At 64.7% G+C, this 18,295-nt stretch carries 18 protein-coding genes; 16 read left to right on the top strand and 2 right to left on the bottom strand.

Annotated elements, in window-relative coordinates:
• Positions 1–189: 189 nt before the first annotated feature.
• A complete protein-coding gene (locus WS96_RS28165; RefSeq protein WP_034206568.1) occupies positions 190–1,056 on the bottom strand; it encodes a hydroxymethylpyrimidine/phosphomethylpyrimidine kinase in 867 nt (288 codons plus the stop codon).
• Positions 1,057–1,310: 254 nt separating this feature from the next.
• Between WS96_RS28165 and WS96_RS28160 the strand changes: the two genes are divergently transcribed.
• From WS96_RS28160 to WS96_RS28125, 8 genes are all read left to right on the top strand, one after another.
• The gene (locus WS96_RS28160) at positions 1,311–1,481 is read left to right on the top strand and encodes a rubredoxin (protein ID WP_004186709.1); all 171 of its coding nucleotides are present in this window, start codon (positions 1,311–1,313) and stop codon (positions 1,479–1,481) included.
• A gap of 104 nt (positions 1,482–1,585) precedes the next feature.
• The gene (locus WS96_RS28155) at positions 1,586–2,887 is read left to right on the top strand and encodes a hypothetical protein (protein ID WP_059836966.1); all 1,302 of its coding nucleotides are present in this window, start codon (positions 1,586–1,588) and stop codon (positions 2,885–2,887) included.
• Between the two features lie 182 nt (positions 2,888–3,069).
• Positions 3,070–3,648 (top strand): YqgE/AlgH family protein, encoded by a 579-nt coding sequence (locus tag WS96_RS28150; RefSeq protein ID WP_034206570.1) that lies wholly within the window; start codon positions 3,070–3,072, stop codon positions 3,646–3,648.
• A complete protein-coding gene (ruvX, locus tag WS96_RS28145) occupies positions 3,645–4,094 on the top strand; it encodes a Holliday junction resolvase RuvX (RefSeq protein ID WP_059779434.1) in 450 nt (149 codons plus the stop codon). The genes WS96_RS28150 and ruvX overlap by 4 nt, the downstream gene beginning before the upstream one ends.
• The gene (pyrR, locus tag WS96_RS28140; RefSeq protein WP_059836965.1) at positions 4,081–4,593 is read left to right on the top strand and encodes a bifunctional pyr operon transcriptional regulator/uracil phosphoribosyltransferase PyrR; all 513 of its coding nucleotides are present in this window, start codon (positions 4,081–4,083) and stop codon (positions 4,591–4,593) included. Before ruvX ends, pyrR begins: the two co-directional genes overlap by 14 nt.
• 73 nt (positions 4,594–4,666) lie before the next feature.
• Positions 4,667–5,698 (top strand): aspartate carbamoyltransferase catalytic subunit, encoded by a 1,032-nt coding sequence (locus tag WS96_RS28135; protein ID WP_059836963.1) that lies wholly within the window; start codon positions 4,667–4,669, stop codon positions 5,696–5,698.
• A 61-nt stretch (positions 5,699–5,759) separates the two neighbouring features.
• Positions 5,760–7,037: a dihydroorotase gene (locus tag WS96_RS28130; RefSeq protein ID WP_059824380.1), complete on the top strand. Its 1,278-nt coding sequence runs from the start codon at positions 5,760–5,762 to the stop codon at positions 7,035–7,037.
• Positions 7,038–7,056: 19 nt separating this feature from the next.
• Positions 7,057–7,914: a lysophospholipid acyltransferase family protein gene (locus WS96_RS28125; RefSeq protein WP_059836960.1), complete on the top strand. Its 858-nt coding sequence runs from the start codon at positions 7,057–7,059 to the stop codon at positions 7,912–7,914.
• A gap of 32 nt (positions 7,915–7,946) precedes the next feature.
• On the opposite strand, the gene WS96_RS28120 is transcribed toward WS96_RS28125, so the two are convergent.
• Positions 7,947–8,786: a symmetrical bis(5'-nucleosyl)-tetraphosphatase gene (locus WS96_RS28120; protein WP_059836958.1), complete on the bottom strand. Its 840-nt coding sequence runs from the start codon at positions 8,784–8,786 to the stop codon at positions 7,947–7,949.
• A gap of 343 nt (positions 8,787–9,129) precedes the next feature.
• Here WS96_RS28120 and rfbB point away from each other — a divergent pair, with 343 nt between their 5' ends.
• The 8 genes from rfbB to WS96_RS28080 all read left to right on the top strand — a co-directional run bounded on the left by rfbB (position 9,130) and on the right by WS96_RS28080 (position 18,292).
• Complete coding sequence (gene rfbB, locus WS96_RS28115; RefSeq protein ID WP_059824377.1) at positions 9,130–10,191, top strand: dTDP-glucose 4,6-dehydratase; 1,062 nt, start codon at positions 9,130–9,132, stop codon at positions 10,189–10,191.
• 11 nt (positions 10,192–10,202) lie between these two features.
• A complete protein-coding gene (gene rfbA / locus WS96_RS28110) occupies positions 10,203–11,096 on the top strand; it encodes a glucose-1-phosphate thymidylyltransferase RfbA (RefSeq protein ID WP_034206577.1) in 894 nt (297 codons plus the stop codon).
• On the top strand, positions 11,081–11,632 hold the full coding sequence (gene rfbC, locus WS96_RS28105; RefSeq protein WP_059836955.1) for a dTDP-4-dehydrorhamnose 3,5-epimerase: 552 nt from the start codon (positions 11,081–11,083) through the stop codon (positions 11,630–11,632). The genes rfbA and rfbC overlap by 16 nt, the downstream gene beginning before the upstream one ends.
• Positions 11,625–12,524 (top strand): dTDP-4-dehydrorhamnose reductase, encoded by a 900-nt coding sequence (gene rfbD, locus WS96_RS28100; protein ID WP_059836953.1) that lies wholly within the window; start codon positions 11,625–11,627, stop codon positions 12,522–12,524. Before rfbC ends, rfbD begins: the two co-directional genes overlap by 8 nt.
• Before the next feature lies 1 nt (position 12,525).
• Entirely contained in the window at positions 12,526–13,425 is a 900-nt protein-coding gene (locus WS96_RS28095) for a glycosyltransferase family 2 protein (protein WP_373557920.1), read from the top strand.
• A 46-nt stretch (positions 13,426–13,471) separates the two neighbouring features.
• Positions 13,472–14,254 (top strand): ABC transporter permease, encoded by a 783-nt coding sequence (locus WS96_RS28090; protein WP_059824373.1) that lies wholly within the window; start codon positions 13,472–13,474, stop codon positions 14,252–14,254.
• 10 nt (positions 14,255–14,264) lie between these two features.
• Positions 14,265–15,017 (top strand): ABC transporter ATP-binding protein, encoded by a 753-nt coding sequence (locus tag WS96_RS28085; protein WP_059824371.1) that lies wholly within the window; start codon positions 14,265–14,267, stop codon positions 15,015–15,017.
• Positions 15,018–15,121: 104 nt separating this feature from the next.
• Positions 15,122–18,292: a glycosyltransferase gene (locus WS96_RS28080; RefSeq protein WP_059836951.1), complete on the top strand. Its 3,171-nt coding sequence runs from the start codon at positions 15,122–15,124 to the stop codon at positions 18,290–18,292.
• The last annotated feature ends 3 nt before the right edge of the window (positions 18,293–18,295 follow it).

Here is an 18,295-nt window from a genome sequence, read left to right as displayed (position 1 = left end):
GAGTCCTGTTCAGTACAGAACTCAGCCCTTCTTGGCCTAGCATTCTTGAACCGTCCAACTCTCGGGGTTCAGTTCAATGCGGGTCTTTTTTTATGTGCGCGCGGTTTTCGATGCCTGCGCGAGGCGGCAGGTTACGTCACGCCTCAAAACGGCGCGGCGTGCGGCGGGACCTGCTCGCCGCGCCGCGACTCAATGCCGGTGCGACGTCCTCGGCGCCGGGTCGGCCTTCACGGCCGGCGGCGCGTCCGAATCGTCGTTGCTGCGCGCCCAGAAGAACCGGTCGGGCAGGTATGCGCCCATACCGGGCCGGAACGCGTCGCGCACGGCCTGGTACAGGTATTCCTGCGCCTCGCGCACGGCCTCCGGCGGCTCCTGGCCGTTCGCGAGCAACGCCGCGATGGCCGCGCCGAGCGTATCGGTGATGCCCATCAGCCGGTGCGGCGAGCGATCCCACATGTCTTCGCGAAGCTGGCCTTCTTCGCCGTACAGCGTATTGACGAGGCGGTGCGAGCCCGTTTCCGACGACAGGATGTATTCGCAACCTTGCGACAGCAGGTGCGACACGGCCGCGTCGAGATTCGGCGCTTCGGCATCGCCGTCCGGCTGCGCGAGCGCGATCAGCGTCGCGTGATCGGCGACGAGCAGGGTGGTTTGCGGCGCCAGCAGGTCGGCGATCGATTCGCGCAGGTCGTCGGCGGCGAGCACGTGTTCGTCGTCGAGCGTGAAGTCCGGCGCGAGCACGAGCGGCACGCCGTCGTAGTCGGCGACGACTTCGGCGATCGCGCTCACGACTTCCGCGCGCGTCGCCGCGCCGATCTTGAACGCGGCCACCGGCATGTCTTCGAGCAGCATGCGCGCCTGCGCGGCGACGACGTCGGGGTCGAGGCCGGTCACTTCATCGCAGGCGGCCGAGTCGCGCACGGTATAGCCGGTCAGGACGGACACGCCGTGACAGCCCATGCTCGCCAGGGTCATCAGATCGGCTTGGAGGCCGGAGCCGCCGGTGGGATCGGACAGGCCGAAGGTGAGGACGATCGGAGGGGCGTTGCTGGACATGTAAAAATGGGGCAAGAGAAAAACGGAAAAGCGACGGAGATGCGGACGGCGAGGCGAGTGGGGCGTTTTCGGCCCTGTGTTGCCCGGCAGGCCGCACTTTCAACCATTATGCGGTGGAATCCGGCCGGTACGACGGATTTTTTAGCGCAGCGCAACGTAGTCGCCGTCCTCCAGCGCGATTGCTAGGCAGTCCGGCCCCGACACGGTACCATCATGGCTCCCGAATTTACCGACTTTCCCCGACGCGGCTTAAGATGGAATACAAGAGCTGGATGTGCCTGATTTGTGGCTGGATTTACGACGAAGAAGCCGGGCTGCCGGAAGAGGGCATTGCCCCGGGCACGCGCTGGGAAGACGTCCCGATCAACTGGACGTGTCCCGAATGCGGCGCCCGCAAGGAAGACTTCGAGATGGTCCAGATCTGATCGGACCGCTGGCCCACGCACACTCCGCTCAGGCCTTGCACGGATTCGGCGCTCGCGTGCCGCGATTCGCGCGAGCGACTCGACGATGACAGGCGCGCGTGCCCATGACGTCCGATCCGGCGAACGTTCCCCACCCTGACGCATTGCCCAATCCGCGTGGCGGAGCCGTGCGCGCGGCCGAAGCATGGCTGACAGCGGCTGCCGATGCGTTCGAGCGGCGCGACGATGCCGCGGCGCCGCTTGCCGCGGCCGCGGCCGTGCTGGCGGAAGCCGGCTGGTTGCCGGCCGCGCGTTTCGCCGGGCAACTGTCGGCCGCCGTGCCGCTCGTCGGCACCGAGCCGACTTCGGCTGGCTGGCGGGCCGCGCTGCACGATTTTCGTGCGGCCGTCGGGCGCCACAACCTGCGCGAGCTCGCGTGCTCGCCCGTTCTCTTCGAGCATTTCCGTGCGTTGCGCGCGCAAAGCGCCGCCGACTTGCGCGCGAGCGCGCCGCTCGACGCGCTCGCGCTGGTCGGCCGCGCGGTGCCGCCTGCCACGCTGCGCGCGCTACCCGATGCATTTGCGGCCCGGATTCGCGCCCGCTATGAGCAGGCGCTGCTGGGTGTGCTGCGTGCCGAACACGGTGCGCCGGGGGCGGCGCTCGACGAACTCGACACGATGCTGGCCGCGCTCACCGATGACGCACCGTACGATTTCTGGCGGCTCGCGGCCGCGTGTGTGCGTGCGCTGCGCGCGAGCGGCGCGCCCGAACTGAAGCGCTTTCTCGCGCGAACCAACCTGCTGCTCGGCGAACACGCGCAGGGCCGGCGCGGCGCGCCGCCCGAACTGGTGCGCGAGACGGTGGCGCTGCTATGGCGCGATTTCGCGCTGTTCGGCGCCGCGGCCGAAGACGGCGCGCTCGTCGACGTGCTGCACGACTACGGGTTGACGGTCGACTGGCACGTCGCCGGCACGCCCGCCTCCGAAGCGTTGTGGGAAGCCGATGCCGCGCGGGCCGAGCACGAGGCGGTCGCCGTCGCCCCGACTCGCGCGCTCGGCGTCGTGACCGTCAACGCGCATGCCTATGAGGATTTCCTGCAGACCGCCGATGCGTCGATGGCCGACCTGGCGGCCGACCCGGCCGCAGCCGACACCGGCGCCGCGTGGCACGCGTCCGGCGCGGCCTATCGGGTCGGCACGGCCGCCTGCGCGCTCGGGCTCGGCCACGCGGCGCTGCTGGCCGACACGCTCGGCCTGGCGTGGCGCCGCGCGGCGCACGGCGTGCCGCTCGCCGACGGCGGCCTCGATGCGCACCGCCACGCGTCCGACATGCTGCGCGCGGCGCTCCTGAAGATCGCGGCCGGCGTCGCGCCGCCGGACCTCACGGCGGCGTCCGAAGCGCTCGGCGCCGCGCTCGGCCGGACCTGACGAACAAGGGGACGGACACGCGCCGGCGGCCCTTGTCGCGCGGGCCTGCAACACGCTGCCGACAGCGCCCGCGCGCGTGTTAGAGTGCCGTGTGATCCGCGCGCGTCGTTGCCAGCGCGGCGCGGCGTTGCTTGTTGATCGCGGCCCGGTCAGGTCGCGGCGTCTTTGCTAAAATTCAAACCATGTCAAAGCCTTCCGATCGCATCAATCTCACCAACCAGTTCCTGATCGCCATGCCCAACATGGCCGATCCGACGTTCTCGGGAACGGTGATCTATCTTTGCGATCACAGCGAGCGCGGTGCGCTCGGCCTCGTCATCAATCGTCCGACCGACATCGACCTCGAATCGCTGTTCAACCGCATCGATCTGAAGCTCGACATCGAGCCGCTGCTGCACATTCCCGTGTACTTCGGCGGCCCGGTCCAGACCGAGCGCGGCTTCGTGCTGCACGAGCCGGTCGAGGGCGCGAGCTACAACTCGTCGATGTCCGTCGACGGCGGGCTCGAGATGACGACGTCGAAGGACGTGCTCGAGGCGGTCGCGACGGGCACCGGCCCGAAACGTTTCCTGCTGACGCTCGGCCATGCAGGCTGGGGCGCCGGGCAGCTCGAGGAAGAAATTTCCCGCAACGGCTGGCTGACGGTCGCCGCCGACCCGCGCATCGTGTTCGACACGCCGGCCGAAGAGCGCTTCGAAGCGGCGCTCGGCCTGCTCGGCGTCAGCTCGTCGATGCTGTCCGGCGAGGCAGGGCACGCATGAGCGGCGCGAGCGCGCGCGATGCGACGCTCCTGGCGTTCGACTACGGCGAGAAACGGATCGGCGTCGCGATCGGCAACGCGCTGACGCGCTCGGCCCGTGCGCTCGTCGTGATCCAGAACCTGAACCGCGAACACCGCTTCAAGGCGGTCGGCGACCTGCTGGCCGAATGGCGGCCGGACGCGCTCGTCGTGGGCTTGCCGATGCATCCGGACGGCACGCCGCACGACATGACGCAGCAGGCGAAGCGCTTCGGCAACCAGTTGAACGGCCGCTTCGGGCTACCCGTCACATGGATCGACGAACGCTATTCGTCGGTCGAGGCCGAGGCCGGGCTGCGCGAGCGCAACGTGCGCGGCCGCGCACGCACCGACATGCTCGATGCCGAAGCCGCGCGCGTCATCCTTCAACAGTATCTCGATCAATTGTCCGACCATGAGCCCCATTGACGCCGAGGCGCTTTACCGCGTCCTGCTCGACCAGATCCGCGCCGCGTACGGCACGGCGTTCGCCGAACCGGGCGGCCCGCGGCTCGCCGGCATTCATAGCGGCGGCGCATGGCTCGCCGAGCGCCTCGCGCGCGATCTCGGCGCGCCGGCGTTCGGCGTCGTCAACGTCGCGCTGCACCGCGACGACTACGCGAAGAAGGGGCTGCACAGCCAGGCCAGCCCGACGTCGCTGCCGTTCGACGTCGACGGCGCGCGCATCGTGCTCGTCGACGACGTGCTGTACACCGGGCGCACCGTGCGCGCGGCGCTCAACGAGCTGTTCGACTACGGCCGTCCGGCCGCGGTCGAGCTCGCGGTGCTCGCCGATCGCGGCGGCCGCGAGCTGCCGGTCGCCGCGCGCTTCGCGGGCGGCACGCTCGACGTGCCGGCCGACGCGACGCTCGTGCTCGCGCGCGACGATACGCGGTTCACGCTGCACGCCGAGTCGCACGGCACCTGAACGACACGCGAACCGTATCCCGGGCCGCTGGTTTGCACCGCGGCCCGTTTGCATAGTTGGAATCACGCACACCATGACCACCGACACCACTGGCCGCACCGGCAATCCCGCGGCGGCCGCGAGCCCCGACCGATTTCGCTACGGGTTCCTGAAGGGCAACCCGCAGCTCACGAAAAACGGCGAGCTGAAGCACCTGCTGTCGATCGAGGGCCTGCCGCGCTCGATCGTCAACCACATCCTCGATACGGCCGAGCAGTTCGTCAGCGTGACGGACCGCGAGGTGAAGAAGGTGCCGCTGCTGCGCGGCAAGTCCGTGTTCAACCTGTTCTTCGAGAACTCGACGCGCACGCGCACGACCTTCGAGATCGCCGCGACGCGCCTGTCGGCCGACGTGCTGAACCTGAACATCAATGCGTCGTCGACCAGCAAGGGCGAATCGCTGCTCGACACGATCAACAACCTGTCGGCGATGCATGCCGACCTGTTCGTCGTGCGCCACGCGTCGAGCGGCGCGCCGTACCTGATCGCCGAGCACTGCGCGCCGCACGTGCACGTGATCAACGCCGGCGACGGTCGCCACGCGCACCCGACGCAGGGCCTGCTCGACATGTACACGATCCGCCACTACAAGCGCGACTTCACGAAGCTGCGCGTGGCGATCGTCGGCGACATCCTGCATTCGCGCGTCGCGCGCTCCGACATCCATGCGCTCACCACGCTCGGCGTGCCGGAAGTGCGCGCGATCGGCCCGCGCACGCTGCTGCCGGGCGGGCTCGAGCAGATGGGCGTGAAGGTGTTCCACAACCTCGACGAGGGGCTGAAGGGCGTCGACGTGATCATCATGCTGCGCCTGCAGAACGAACGGATGAGCGGCGCGCTGCTGCCGTCCGCGCAGGAGTACTTCAAGACGTGGGGCCTGACGCCCGAGCGCCTTGCGCTCGCCGCGCCCGACGCGATCGTGGTGCACCCGGGCCCGATGAACCGCGGCGTCGAGATCGATTCGCAGGTCGCCGACGGTCCGCAGTCGGTGATCCTCAACCAGGTCACGTTCGGCATCGCCGTGCGGATGGCGGTGATGGGCATTGTCGCCGGCAACAGCGACTGAGCCCGCTTTCGCGCATCCCGATCCAGGCATTCAACGCAATCAACGCATTCACAGACAGCGCATGAAGATTCATATCAAAGGCGGCACGCTGATCGACCCGGTCGCCGGCACCGAAGGGCAGGCCGACGTATTCGTCGCGGACGGCAAGATCGCCGCGCTCGGCAGCGCGCCGGCCGGTTTCAACGCGGACAGGACGATCGACGCGTCGGGCCTGATCGTCGCGCCCGGCCTCGTCGACCTGTGCGCGCGGCTGCGCGAGCCCGGCTACGAGCACAAGGCGACGCTCGCGTCCGAGATGGCCGCGGCCGTCGCGGGCGGCGTCACGACGCTCGTGTGCCCGCCGGATACCGACCCCGTGCTCGACGAGCCGGGCCTCGTCGAAATGCTCAAGTTCCGCGCGCGCAACCTGCGGCAGGCGAACGTGCATCCGCTCGGCGCGCTGACGGTCGGCCTCAAGGGTGAAGTGATCACCGAGATGGTCGCGCTGACCGAATCCGGCTGCGTCGGCTTCACGCACGCCAACGTGCCGGTGCGCGACACGCAGGTGCTGCTGCGCGCGCTGCAATACGCGAGCACCTACGGCTACACGACGTGGCTGCGTCCGCTCGACGCGTTCATCGGCCGCGGCGGCGTGGCCGCGAGCGGCGCGCTCGCGTCGCGGCTCGGGCTCTCCGGCGTGCCGGTCGCGGCCGAGACGATCGCACTGCACACCATTTTCGAACTGATGCGCGTGACGGGCGCGCGCGTGCACCTTGCGCGGCTGTCGTCGGCGGCCGGCCTCGCGCTCGTGCGTGCGGCGAAGGCGGAAGGACTGCCCGTGACCTGCGACGTCGGCGCGAACCACGTTCATCTGATCGACGTCGACATCGGTTACTTCGATTCGCAGTTCCGGCTCGACCCGCCGCTGCGCGGCGAGCGCGACCGCGAAGCGATCCGCGTGGCGCTCGCCGACGGCACGATCGACGCGATCTGCTCGGATCACACGCCGGTCGACGACGACGAGAAGCTGCTGCCGTTCGGCGAAGCGACGCCGGGCGCGACGGGGCTCGAGCTGCTGCTGTCGCTGACGCTGAAGTGGGCGGACGAGACGCGCACGCCGCTCGCGCAGGCGCTGCGCCGCATCACGTCCGCGCCGGCCGACGTGCTGCAACTGCCGGCGGGCCGCCTCGCCGAAGGCGGCGCGGCCGACCTGTGCGTGTTCGATCCGCGCGCGCACTGGCGCGTCGAGCCGCGTGCGCTGAAGAGCCAGGGCCACAACTCGCCGTTCCTCGGCTACGAACTGCCGGCCACCGTGCGCACGACGCTCGTCGCCGGGCAGATCGCGTTCGAGCGCCACTGAACCCCGTCGGACCTTCGCCATGACCGCCATTCGCAAGCTGCGTCTCGTCTTTCACCTGTTGCGCGGCATGGCGATCGTCGCGCTGCGCTTTTCGCACGTCACGCCCGCGCGCCGCGCCGAGCTGATACGCCGCTGGACGCTCAAGATGCTGCGGATCTGCGGGATGCGCCTCGTCGTCCACAACGACGGCGCGCGGCTCGACGCGAGCGCGCTCGTCGTGGGCAATCACGTCTCGTGGCTCGACATCTATGCGGTCAACGCGTGGCGGCCGACGCCGTTCGTGTCGAAGGCCGAGGTGCGGCAGTGGCCGATCGTCGGCTGGCTCGCCGAGAAGCTCGACACCGTGTTCCTGCAGCGCGAGAAGCGTACCGAGGCGATGCGGATCATGCACGAGATGGCCGAGCGCCTGCGCAACGGCGGCGTGATGTGCGTGTTTCCGGAAGGGACGACGTCCGACGGCCAGGATCTGCTGCCGTTCCATGCGAACCTGTTCCAGGCCGCGGTATCGGCCGGCTGCGCGGTGCAGCCGATTTGCCTGATGTACGAGGACGCGCACGGGCGGCAGTCGGTCGCGCCGGCGTACACGGGCGACCTGTCGCTCGGCAAGTCGCTCGACATGGTGCTGCGCGGCGGCCCGCTCATCGCGCATCTGTACGTGTGCGAACCGATCGCGCCGGGCGGCGACCGCCGGGCGACGTCCGCGGCGGCGCGCGACGCGATCGCCGCCGCACTGGCGACGCTGCAGGAGAAGGTCGGCAAGCCGACGGCGGAGTCGCTTGCCGAGCTGCAGAAGCATGCGTATCCGGCGACCGAGCTCGGCGCCGATGCTGCGGGCGACGCGACGGCCGACGCGCCCGTGCCGGGGCGCGAGGGCTGACGCGCGACCGCGGCGCGTGAATCAGCGTGCCGTCACTCGCCGCCCGGCGAGCGGCACGCGTCGCACTGCACCTGCGTGACCGTGCGCTGCGCCGGATCGGCCGTGAGTCGCACGGCCGACAACTGGTTTCCCCATACGCATCCCGAATCGAGCGCGACGACGTTGTCGCGCAGCATCAGGCCGAGCGCGGCCCAGTGCCCGAACACGACCGTCACGTCCTCGGTGCGGCGCCCCGGCACGTCGAACCACGGCAGGTAGCCGGGCGGCGCGCTGTCGGGGCCGCCGTTCGCCTTGAACTCCATCGCGCCGTCGGGCGTGCAGAAGCGCAGGCGCGTGAACGCATTGAATGCGACGCGCATCCGGTCGCGTTTCTTCAGGTTCGGACTCCACTGGTTCGGCTCGTTGCCGTACAGCCCTTGCAACGTGTCGCGCCAGTCGGGGGCGCGCAGCGCGTGCTGCAGTTCGTCGGCGAGTTCGAGGGCAAGCGTGGTGTCCCATTGCGGCAGCACGCCGGCGTGCACGAGCAGTTTTCCGTCGTCGACATGCACGAACGGACGGTGGCGGACCCAGTCGAGCAGCGCGTCGGCGTCGGGCGCGTCGAGGATTTCGCCGATGGTGTCGCCGGGGCGTTCGGTGCGGATGCCGGCCGAGACGGCGAGCAAATGAAGGTCGTGGTTGCCGAGAACGACCGTCGCGCGCGGGCCGAGATCGACAATGGCGCGCAAGGCGGCGAGCGAGCCCGGGCCGCGGTTGACGACGTCGCCGGCGATCCAGAGCGGCGTGTCGGCGGGGACTGAAAGCTTGGCCAGCAGCGACTGGAAAGCGGAATGACAGCCTTGGATGTCGCCGATGGCGATGGGAGCGAGGATCATGGGGCGGCGGACTTTGCGAGTATCGAGAACGCGGGAAAAATTATCCAGTCAATGCGGCGCAGTGCAATTTCTGTTCCGCAACAGCACGGCAATCTGGCAATAAATTTCGCGCGTGGAAAGGGTTCGAAGCGCTGTATCAAGTTGTTAGCGGCATGGCTTTTGCAGGGGGCGGCTCCCTATAATTGTCGCTTTCCCCAACAAAATTAGCATTTCATGACTTTGGAGGCCATGTCGACCGGTTAAAATTCCCGGTCTGACGTGGCAATCACAAGCTACTGGCATTTGCGAATCCGATGTGGCCGGCGCCTGATGGCGCCTGCCGCACACTATTTGAGGGAGCCTCATGATCCTGGTTACGGGCGGCGCGGGTTTTATCGGTGCCAATTTTGTACTCGACTGGCTGCGCGCATCCGACGAAGCCGTGCTCAACGTTGACAAGCTGACGTACGCAGGGAACCTGCGCACGCTGCAGTCGCTGGACGGAAACCCGAAGCACGTGTTTGCCCGCGTCGACATCTGCGACCGTGCTGCACTCGACGCACTCCTGGCCGAGCACAAGCCCCGCGCGGTGCTGCACTTCGCCGCGGAAAGCCACGTCGATCGTTCGATCCACGGCCCCGCGGACTTCGTGCAGACCAACGTCGTCGGCACGTTCACGCTGCTCGAGGCGACCCGCCAGTACTGGAACGGCCTGAACGACGCCGACAAGGCCGCGTTCCGCTTCCTGCACGTGTCGACCGACGAGGTGTTCGGTTCGCTGTCGGCCACCGACCCGCAATTCTCCGAGACGACGCCGTACGCGCCGAACAGCCCGTATTCGGCGACGAAGGCAGGTTCCGACCACCTGGTGCGCGCATACCATCATACGTACGGTCTGCCGGTGCTGACGACGAACTGTTCGAACAACTACGGCCCGTACCAGTTCCCGGAAAAGCTGATCCCGTTGATGATCGCGAATGCGCTCGCGGGCAAGCCGCTGCCGGTGTATGGCGACGGCCAGAACGTGCGCGACTGGCTGTACGTCGGCGATCACTGCAGCGCGATCCGCGAAGTGCTCGCGCGCGGCGTGCCGGGCGAGACGTACAACGTCGGCGGCTGGAACGAGAAGAAGAACCTCGAAGTCGTGCATACGCTGTGCGACCTGCTCGACAAGGCGCGCCCGAAGGCAGCCGGGTCGTACCGCGACCAGATCACCTATGTGACCGACCGCCCGGGCCATGATCGCCGCTACGCGATCGATGCACGCAAGCTCGAACGCGAGCTCGGCTGGAAGCCGGCGGAAACGTTCGAGACGGGCCTGGCGAAGACGGTCGACTGGTACCTCGACAACCAGGCCTGGGCCGACGAGGTCGCATCGGGCGAGTACCGCAAGTGGGTCGAGACGAACTACGCGAAACGCACCTGAGGAGAGAAGCGATGGCACGTAAAGGCATCATTCTCGCCGGCGGTTCCGGTACCCGGCTGTATCCGATCACGCACGTCGTGTCGAAGCAGCTCCTGCCGGTGTACGACAAGCCGATGATCTACTACCCGCTGTCGACGCTGATGATCGCGGGTATTCGCGATGTGCTGATCATCTCGACGCCGCAGGACACGCCGCGCTTCGAGTCGATGCTCGGCGACGGCAGCCAGTGGGGGATGAACATCCAGTACGCGGTGCAGCCGTCGCCCGACGGCCTCGCGCAGGCGTTCATCATCGGCAAGGAGTTCGTCGGCAACGATCCGTCGGCGCTGATTCTCGGCGACAACATCTTCTACGGGCACGATCTCGCGAAGCAGCTCGAGCGGGCACATGCGCAGGAAAGCGGCGCGACCGTGTTCGCGTATCACGTGCACGACCCGGAGCGTTATGGTGTCGTCGAATTCGACAAGTCGTTCCGCGCGCTGTCGATCGAGGAGAAGCCCGCGAAGCCGCGTTCGAACTACGCGGTGACGGGCCTGTATTTCTACGACAACCGCGTATGCGACATCGCGGCCGACATCAAGCCGTCGCCCCGCGGCGAGCTGGAAATCACCGACGTCAACTCGCGCTACCTCGATAGCGGCGCGCTGAATGTCGAGATCATGGGGCGCGGCTATGCGTGGCTCGATACCGGTACGCACGATTCGCTGATCGAGGCGGCCAGTTTCATCGCGACGCTGCAGAAGCGACAGGGTCTCGTGGTCGCGTGTCCGGAAGAAATCGCGTATCGCCGCAACTGGATCGACGCGGAGCAAGTGTTGAAGCTGGCCCAGCCGCTCGCGAAGAACGCATACGGTCAGTACCTGAAGAACATTCTCACGGATCAAGTCGCATGGCCATCCAAGTAACGGCAACGGCGCTGCCCGAAGTCAAGATCATCGAGCCGAAGGTGTTCGGCGACGCGCGCGGGTTCTTCTACGAGAGCTTCAACGGGAAGGAATTCGCCGAGCACGTCGCGCCCGGCGTCGAATTCGTGCAGGACAACCATTCGCGCTCGTCGAAGGGCGTGCTGCGCGGGCTGCACTATCAGATCCAGCACGCGCAGGGCAAGCTCGTTCGCGTGGTCGAAGGCGAAGTGTTCGACGTGGCCGTCGACATTCGCAAGGATTCGCCGAACTTCGGCAAGTGGGTGGGCGTGGTGCTGTCGAACGACAACCACCGGCAACTGTGGGTGCCGCCCGGTTTCGCGCACGGTTTCGTCGTGCTGTCGGAGGCCGCGCAGTTCCTCTACAAGACGACCGACTACTGGTTTCCGGAGCACGAGCGCAGCATCGTGTGGAACGATCCGAAGATCGGGATCGAATGGCCGATCGACTTCGAGCCGCTGCTGGCGGCGAAGGATGCGGCCGGCAAGCGGTTGAGCGAAGCTGAAGTTTATGCGTGAGGTGGGTGTGACTCCTGAACCGACGATCCTCGTGACGGGTGTGAATGGCCAGGTCGGGTTCGAACTGCTGCGTTCGCTGCAAGGCCTCGGTCGTGTGGTGGCATGCGACCGTTCGATGCTCGACTTGTCCGATCTCGATCGGGTGCGCAGCGTCGTGCGTGAGCTGAAGCCGTCGATCATCGTGAATCCGGCTGCGTACACGGCCGTCGACAAGGCGGAGACGGACGTCGACGCCGCGCGCCGGCTGAATGCCGACGTGCCGCGTGCTTTTGCGGAGGAGGCTGCGCGCCTCGGCGCAGCGCTGGTTCATTACTCGACCGACTATGTGTTCGACGGGACCAAAGAGGGCGCCTATGTCGAAACGGACGCGACCAACCCGCAGAACGTGTACGGGCTGACCAAGCTCGAGGGCGAGCAGGCCATCGCGGCGACGGGATGCGCACACCTGATCCTGCGAACGAGCTGGGTGTACGGCCGGCGCGGCAAGAACTTCCTGCTGACGATGTTGAAGCTCGGGAGCGAGCGTCCCGAGCTGCGTGTCGTCGCGGATCAGATCGGTGCGCCGACGTGGTCGAAGACGATCGCCACCGCGACCGCGCACATCGTCGCGCAGGCGTTGGCGGCCGACGATGCAGACTGGTGGGCGCAGCGTTCCGGCGTCTATCACTTCACGTCGGCCGGCGCGACGTCGTGGCAAGGGTTTGCCGAAGCAATCTTCACCCACGCGATGGGCGAGCGTGCGCCGAAAGTGCTGCCGATTCCGGCGAGCGACTACCCGGTTCCGGCCAAGCGCCCGTCCAATTCGCGACTGTCGCACGACAAGCTGACCGAAGCATTCGGGTTGCGGTTGCCGGACTGGGCCGATGCGCTGAAGCTGTGCCTGAGTGAGTAACTTGGATCAGAATTCCGCGGTTCAGGAGCGGGTCGGTGTCGTGATCGTGTTCTACCGACCGGATAGCGGTTGCGTGACTCGTGCAAACCGGCTCGCCAAAGTATGGCCGTGCGTGGTGGTGGATAACACGGAGACCGTGTCGACGCCAGAGGCGCTTGGCCTCGACCGGCGAGTTGATTATGTCGCCAATGGTGCGAACCTCGGCATTGCGACGGCGCTCAACCAGGGGGTCGAGCGCCTGATCGCGGCAGGCTGTACGGCAGCGTTGTTGTTCGATCAGGATAGCGAGCCGTCGGACGAATTGCTGATCGAGCTGCCTCGGACGATGGCGGCCGAACGCATGCGCAATCGTCGCGTAGCGCTCATCGGCCCCGCGTACGAGGATGCACGATTGGGCGGCGTCGCGCCGTTCGTCCGCTTCGGGTACGTGAAGCTGCGCCGGATTCGGCCGGACGGTGTGCAGCCGGTCGAGGTCGACTTTCTGATCACGTCGGGGTCGTGCGTGAATCTCGCCGTATGGCGCGACATCGGCCCGATGGACGACTCGCTGTTCATCGACTTCGTCGATCTCGAATGGTGTGTCCGCGCGCGCTCGAAGGGGTACGCGGTGCTCGGCGCGCCGGCGCTGCGGTTGAAGCACGAACTGGGTGGCGAGCCGGTGAAGGTGTTCGGGCGGAGCTACCCGGGGCATAGTGCGGTTCGGCATTACTATCTGTTCCGCAATGCGATCGCGCTGATCCGGCGCGCCTATGTGCCGTGGAGCTGGAAATCGACGGAACTCGTCAAGATGCCGGTCCGGCTTGCGATCTATGCGATGTTCATGCAGCCGCGAATGGCGCATCTGCGGTTGTCGATGCTCGGGATCTGGCACGGACTGACCGGTCGTACCGGCGCGCTGTGACGCGCCGGTGCCCCATTTTTCAATCTCATTCAACTAGAAAGCTTGCATGCTGACTCTTTCACTTGCTGACCTCAAACAGAGCATTGCTTCGTGGCGGTTATGGACATTGCTCGGCTGGCTCGAAATCCGGCAGCGCTATGCGCGCTCGAGCGTCGGCCCGTTCTGGCTCACGATCAGCATGGGCGTGATGATTACTTCGCTCGGTGTAGTCTACGGCACATTGTTCGGTCAGAAGATGAGTGACTATTTGCCGTTCCTCGCGTCGAGTATCGTGCTGTGGGGACTTTTCTCGCAGACGATCCAGGAGGGAAGCGTCGCTTATATCAGTAGTGGGTCCTACATCCGCCAGGTTCCCACGCCAAAGCTGATCTACATTCTACAAGTCGTATGGCGAAATCTGATCGTCCTGGCCCACAACTTCGTCATCATCATCGGTCTCCTGATGATTTTCGGCGTCAAAAGCTGGGAGACGTTGCCGATGTTCATTCCGGGGTTGCTGGTGTACGTTCTGAATGCGATGTGGATCGCGATGCTGACAAGCTTGCTGTCAGCACGCTTTCGCGATCTTCCGCAGATTATCGGTGCGCTGCTCCAGGTCGCGTTCTATGTCACGCCGATCATCTTCCGTCCCAATGCACTGAACCGGTTCTCGTTCATCGTCGAATGGAATCCGCTTGCCTACCTGATCGACGTCGTGCGGGGTCCGCTGATCGGACAGATGCCGAGTGCACTGACGTGGGAAGTGACCATCGGCATGGCGGTCATCGGATGGCCGATCGCGTTGCTGATGACGGGTCGTTATCTGAAACGTCTGCCGTACTGGATCTGAAGAGGACGACATGGCACACATCGAACTGAAGAACGTGACGCTGGATTTGCCAATCTACGACGTGCAAGGCCGTTCGCTGAAGAAGCAGGTGCTTCGCATGGGACGACGCAACCGGATTGCGGAGGGCAACGATGGCGTCATTGTCGTCCGTGCGCTCGACGACCTGAGTTTTCGCTTTGATCGCGGCGATCGCGTGGGGCTCATCGGACACAACGGCGCAGGGAAATCGACGCTGCTGCGTGCGATGGCGGGCATTTATTCCCCGACGGGCGGTACGTTGTCGCGAGAGGGCAAGGTCGTGCCGCTGCTCGATATTAGCCTCGGTATGGACGAGAACTCGACCGGCATGCAGAACATCCGTCTGCGTGGCCTATTGCTCGGCATGACCGACGCCGAGATTCGCGAGAAGCAGAGTGATATCGCCGCGTTCAGTGAATTGGGTGACTATCTGGATCTTCCTATCCGCACGTATTCCAGCGGGATGAAGATGCGACTAGCCTTTGCTGTTTCGACGTCGGTTGATGCCGAGATTCTGCTGCTCGACGAAGTTATGGGCGTCGGTGACGCATCGTTCATGCATAAGGCGGAAGCGCGTCTCGCCGATTTGCACAGCCGAGCCGAGATCGTTGTACTCGCGATGCATTCGAACAGCGAGATTCGGAAAGTCTGCAACAAGGTGCTCTGGATGGAGCGCGGTCAGGTTCGTGCGTTCGGTGAGGTCGAAGAAATTCTGACGGCCTATGAAGCGGCGATGGGAGGCTGATACGCGGTCGAATTTTGCGAGTGACGATCAACTCGAAATTCTATTTTCGGCCATATTAAGTTATGCAAAAAATTACCTTACCTCATTCGCACGAGCTGCCGGCCATGCGCCGCGACACCGACCTAAGTTCAGGGTCGTTGGCGTGCATTTCGCCAGCCTCGTTCTGGACGCCGCGACATGTTGTTGAATCCGCCTGGCTTGAACACGCACCGTTCGCCTTTTGGCTCACGGACGTGCTGAAACCTCGAACAGTTGTCGAGCTTGGAACGCACGCGGGTTTTTCGTTTCTTGCGTTCTGCCAAGCAATTCAGCAACTTGATCTGTCGACATCATGTTACGCAATCGATACGTGGCAGGGCGACGAGCATGCGGGTTTCTATCAGGCAAACGTGTTCGACACGCTCAGCGCGGTGCAGACCAGGGAGTTCGGTGATTTTTCACGTCTGATACGGGCACGTTTCGACGAAGCGCTTTCTGGGTTTGGCGATGGCACGATCGACTTGCTCCACGTAGATGGACGTCATCGCTATGAAGACGTCGTCGAGGACTATTCGACATGGAAGTCGAAGCTATCGGAGCGTGGCGTCGTGCTTTTTCACGATACCAATGTACGAGAGCGCGATTTTGGCGTATGGCGTTTTTGGGAAGAGTTGCGAACGCGCTTCCCGTCGTTCGAATTTATTCACGGTCACGGGCTCGGAGTGCTGTGCCCAGGAACTGAAATTCCCGACGGTATACGGCCGCTGGTCGAGGCCACGGAAAATGATCGGGAGCGCATTCGTCGGATGTATGCCCGCTTGGGTGCTGCGGTCTCGCTTCGCTACCAGCTTGACGTTGTGGACGGCCAGTTAGGAGCGGTTCGTCAACAGTTGGATGCCGCACACGGTCAGTTAGAGGTCGCACACGGCCAGATTGAAGAGCGCGATATGGCCGTTACGCAATTGCAGGAGCGGCTGCATGAGACGACACGTAGCCTCGCAGAACGATCCGACGAAGCCCGGCAATTGGGCGTGCAACTCGGTGAACATGTGGATGCGATCCGCGAACAGCAACGCGTGATTGACCAGAGCACAGCGCGCATCGAGTCGATTAGAGATATTGCTCGCGGACGTGGTCGTGCCGATATTCAGGCGACGTTGCAGCGGAGTCCGACTGCATCGCGCGATGGTCGCGAAGCCACATCGAACAAGTTGGGCGACGAGCTCGACGAGCTTCAGGTGACGATCGACGAGTTGCGCCAGGAAATGGCTCTAACTGAGGTTCGCCAGCGAGAATGGCAAGCGACGGCGATGCGAACCGAGCAGGAATTGAACAATATTCGGACCAGCACGATGTGGCGCGCGTTTCTCAAGGTGCGTGCGCTAGCCGTGATGATGCCACCCGGTCTCCGCATGACAGTACGCAAAGTGCTGAAGGCCGCGTGGTGGGCTGCGACGCCACACCGCATGTTGGCACGCCTGCGTTTTCTGTCTGCGAGACGGGCCGCGAGTGCAGCACGCGGTAACGTTTCCGACCACGTGCGCTATCCCGAAGGTCAGTATCTCGTATACACGCCGACGGGCGGGACCGACGCGGGCGCTCGCGGCGGACGGTACGATCTCTCAGGTACGGCGGGTGGCTACGTATACATCCCGCCGCGCAAGCCTGACGACCTCGACGCACGCATTGCCGCGCTGACCGTGCGACCAACGTTCTCGATAGTCGTGCCGCTCTACAACACGCCGCCTGATCTGTTCGACGCGATGATCGGTTCGGTATTCGCGCAGTGGTATCCACACTGGGAACTCGTGCTGGTCGATGACAAGAGTCCGTCGCCGGTCGTTCGCGAGCGTCTTGATAAGCTCAATGACCCGCGTATCAAGATCATTCGGCTCGACGACAACCGCGGCATCTCAGGTGCGACCAATGCGGGTCTCGATGCGGCGCAGGGAGACTACATCGTGTTCTTCGATCACGATGACGAATTGACGTGCGACTGCCTGTTCGAACTTGCGAAATGCATTGCTGCCGAGGATCCCGACTTCTTGTACAGCGACGAGGACAAGATCGAGGCGGACGGAATGTACGGTCAGCCGTTCTTCAAACCGGACTGGTCTCCGGACACGATGATGAGCACGATGTATACGTGCCACGTGTCGTGCGTTCGTCGATCGCTGCAGCAACGCGTCGGTGGCTTGCGGTCCGAGTTCGATGGCAGCCAGGACTGGGATTTTGTGCTGCGCGTCACAGAGCAAGCGAACAAGATCAGTCACGTCCGAAAAGTACTGTATCACTGGCGCGTGATCCCCGCGTCGGTTGCGTCCGACCTGAACGCGAAGCCGTACGCAGTTGATGCCGGGCGCCGTGCCCGCCAAGCGGCGATAGAGCGGCGCGGTTTGACCGGGACGATGGAACCTGTGCGGCAGTTGCCCGGATATTTTCGCGCAAGCTATGCGTACAAAGGCGAACCAAAAATCTCGATCATCATTCCGAGCAAGAACAATGGCCGCGTGCTGAAGCGGTGTGTTGAATCCATTCGGAACAAGTCCACGTACCGCAATTTTGAAATCATCTTGATCGACAACGGGTCGACGGATGCAGACGCGCTTCGGTCGTTCAGCGACATGGCTCGGATGGACGGCGTAAAAGTGCTTCGCCATGACGTGCCGTTTAACTATTCCGAGATCAACAACGTGGGTGTTCGCGAATCGGTCGGCGAATTCCTGGTGTTTCTGAACGACGACACGGAAGTCGTCACTGAAACGTGGCTCTCCGACATGCTCGGATATGCACAGCTCGATCACATCGGAGCCGTCGGCGCAAAACTGATCTACCCGGGCGGGCGTCAGGTGCAGCACGCCGGACTGGTGAATCTCGCGGACGGTCCGAATCACGCGTTCCTATTGCTGAACGCTGATTCTCCGGGATACTTTGCGCGAAACCTGCTCGAGTACAACTGGATCGGCGTGACCGGCGCGTGCTTGATGCTGAGCCGAGAGAGGTTCGATCGGATCGGCGGATTTGACGAGGCATTTCCTGTCGCATACAACGATGTTGACCTGTGCTTCCGCCTCGTCAAGGCGGGCTGGTACAACGTCGTTTGTCCGAGCGTCGAGCTGATTCATTACGAATCGCTAAGCAGGGGGCGTGACGACGCGAATGCGGAGAAGCTGAAGCGCCTCGCGCGAGACAAGACGCTCCTGTACCTCAAGCATCCCGACTTCTATATGTTCGATCCGTTTCACAATCCGAATCTGGATCAGCAGGATGTTAACTTCGTGATTCCTGCGGCATAAGCG

Source organism: Burkholderia sp. MSMB1835 (assembly GCF_001526365.1).
GTDB lineage: Bacteria > Pseudomonadota > Gammaproteobacteria > Burkholderiales > Burkholderiaceae > Burkholderia.
This window is presented reverse-complemented; position numbering and strand designations above follow the sequence as displayed.

Excerpts from the sequence above, each read along its gene's own strand:
- WS96_RS28165 (WP_034206568.1), bottom strand. The coding sequence starts at position 1,056 with ATGTCCAGCAACGCCCCTCCGATCGTCCTCACCTTCGGCCTGTCCGAT.
- WS96_RS28160 (WP_004186709.1), top strand. The coding sequence starts at position 1,311 with ATGGAATACAAGAGCTGGATGTGCCTGATTTGTGGCTGGATTTACGAC.
- WS96_RS28155 (WP_059836966.1), top strand. The coding sequence starts at position 1,586 with ATGACGTCCGATCCGGCGAACGTTCCCCACCCTGACGCATTGCCCAAT.
- WS96_RS28150 (WP_034206570.1), top strand. The coding sequence starts at position 3,070 with ATGTCAAAGCCTTCCGATCGCATCAATCTCACCAACCAGTTCCTGATC.
- ruvX (WP_059779434.1), top strand. The coding sequence starts at position 3,645 with ATGAGCGGCGCGAGCGCGCGCGATGCGACGCTCCTGGCGTTCGACTAC.
- pyrR (WP_059836965.1), top strand. The coding sequence starts at position 4,081 with ATGAGCCCCATTGACGCCGAGGCGCTTTACCGCGTCCTGCTCGACCAG.
- WS96_RS28135 (WP_059836963.1), top strand. The coding sequence starts at position 4,667 with ATGACCACCGACACCACTGGCCGCACCGGCAATCCCGCGGCGGCCGCG.
- WS96_RS28130 (WP_059824380.1), top strand. The coding sequence starts at position 5,760 with ATGAAGATTCATATCAAAGGCGGCACGCTGATCGACCCGGTCGCCGGC.
- WS96_RS28125 (WP_059836960.1), top strand. The coding sequence starts at position 7,057 with ATGACCGCCATTCGCAAGCTGCGTCTCGTCTTTCACCTGTTGCGCGGC.
- WS96_RS28120 (WP_059836958.1), bottom strand. The coding sequence starts at position 8,786 with ATGATCCTCGCTCCCATCGCCATCGGCGACATCCAAGGCTGTCATTCC.
- rfbB (WP_059824377.1), top strand. The coding sequence starts at position 9,130 with ATGATCCTGGTTACGGGCGGCGCGGGTTTTATCGGTGCCAATTTTGTA.
- rfbA (WP_034206577.1), top strand. The coding sequence starts at position 10,203 with ATGGCACGTAAAGGCATCATTCTCGCCGGCGGTTCCGGTACCCGGCTG.
- rfbC (WP_059836955.1), top strand. The coding sequence starts at position 11,081 with ATGGCCATCCAAGTAACGGCAACGGCGCTGCCCGAAGTCAAGATCATC.
- rfbD (WP_059836953.1), top strand. The coding sequence starts at position 11,625 with ATGCGTGAGGTGGGTGTGACTCCTGAACCGACGATCCTCGTGACGGGT.
- WS96_RS28090 (WP_059824373.1), top strand. The coding sequence starts at position 13,472 with ATGCTGACTCTTTCACTTGCTGACCTCAAACAGAGCATTGCTTCGTGG.
- WS96_RS28085 (WP_059824371.1), top strand. The coding sequence starts at position 14,265 with ATGGCACACATCGAACTGAAGAACGTGACGCTGGATTTGCCAATCTAC.
- WS96_RS28080 (WP_059836951.1), top strand. The coding sequence starts at position 15,122 with ATGCGCCGCGACACCGACCTAAGTTCAGGGTCGTTGGCGTGCATTTCG.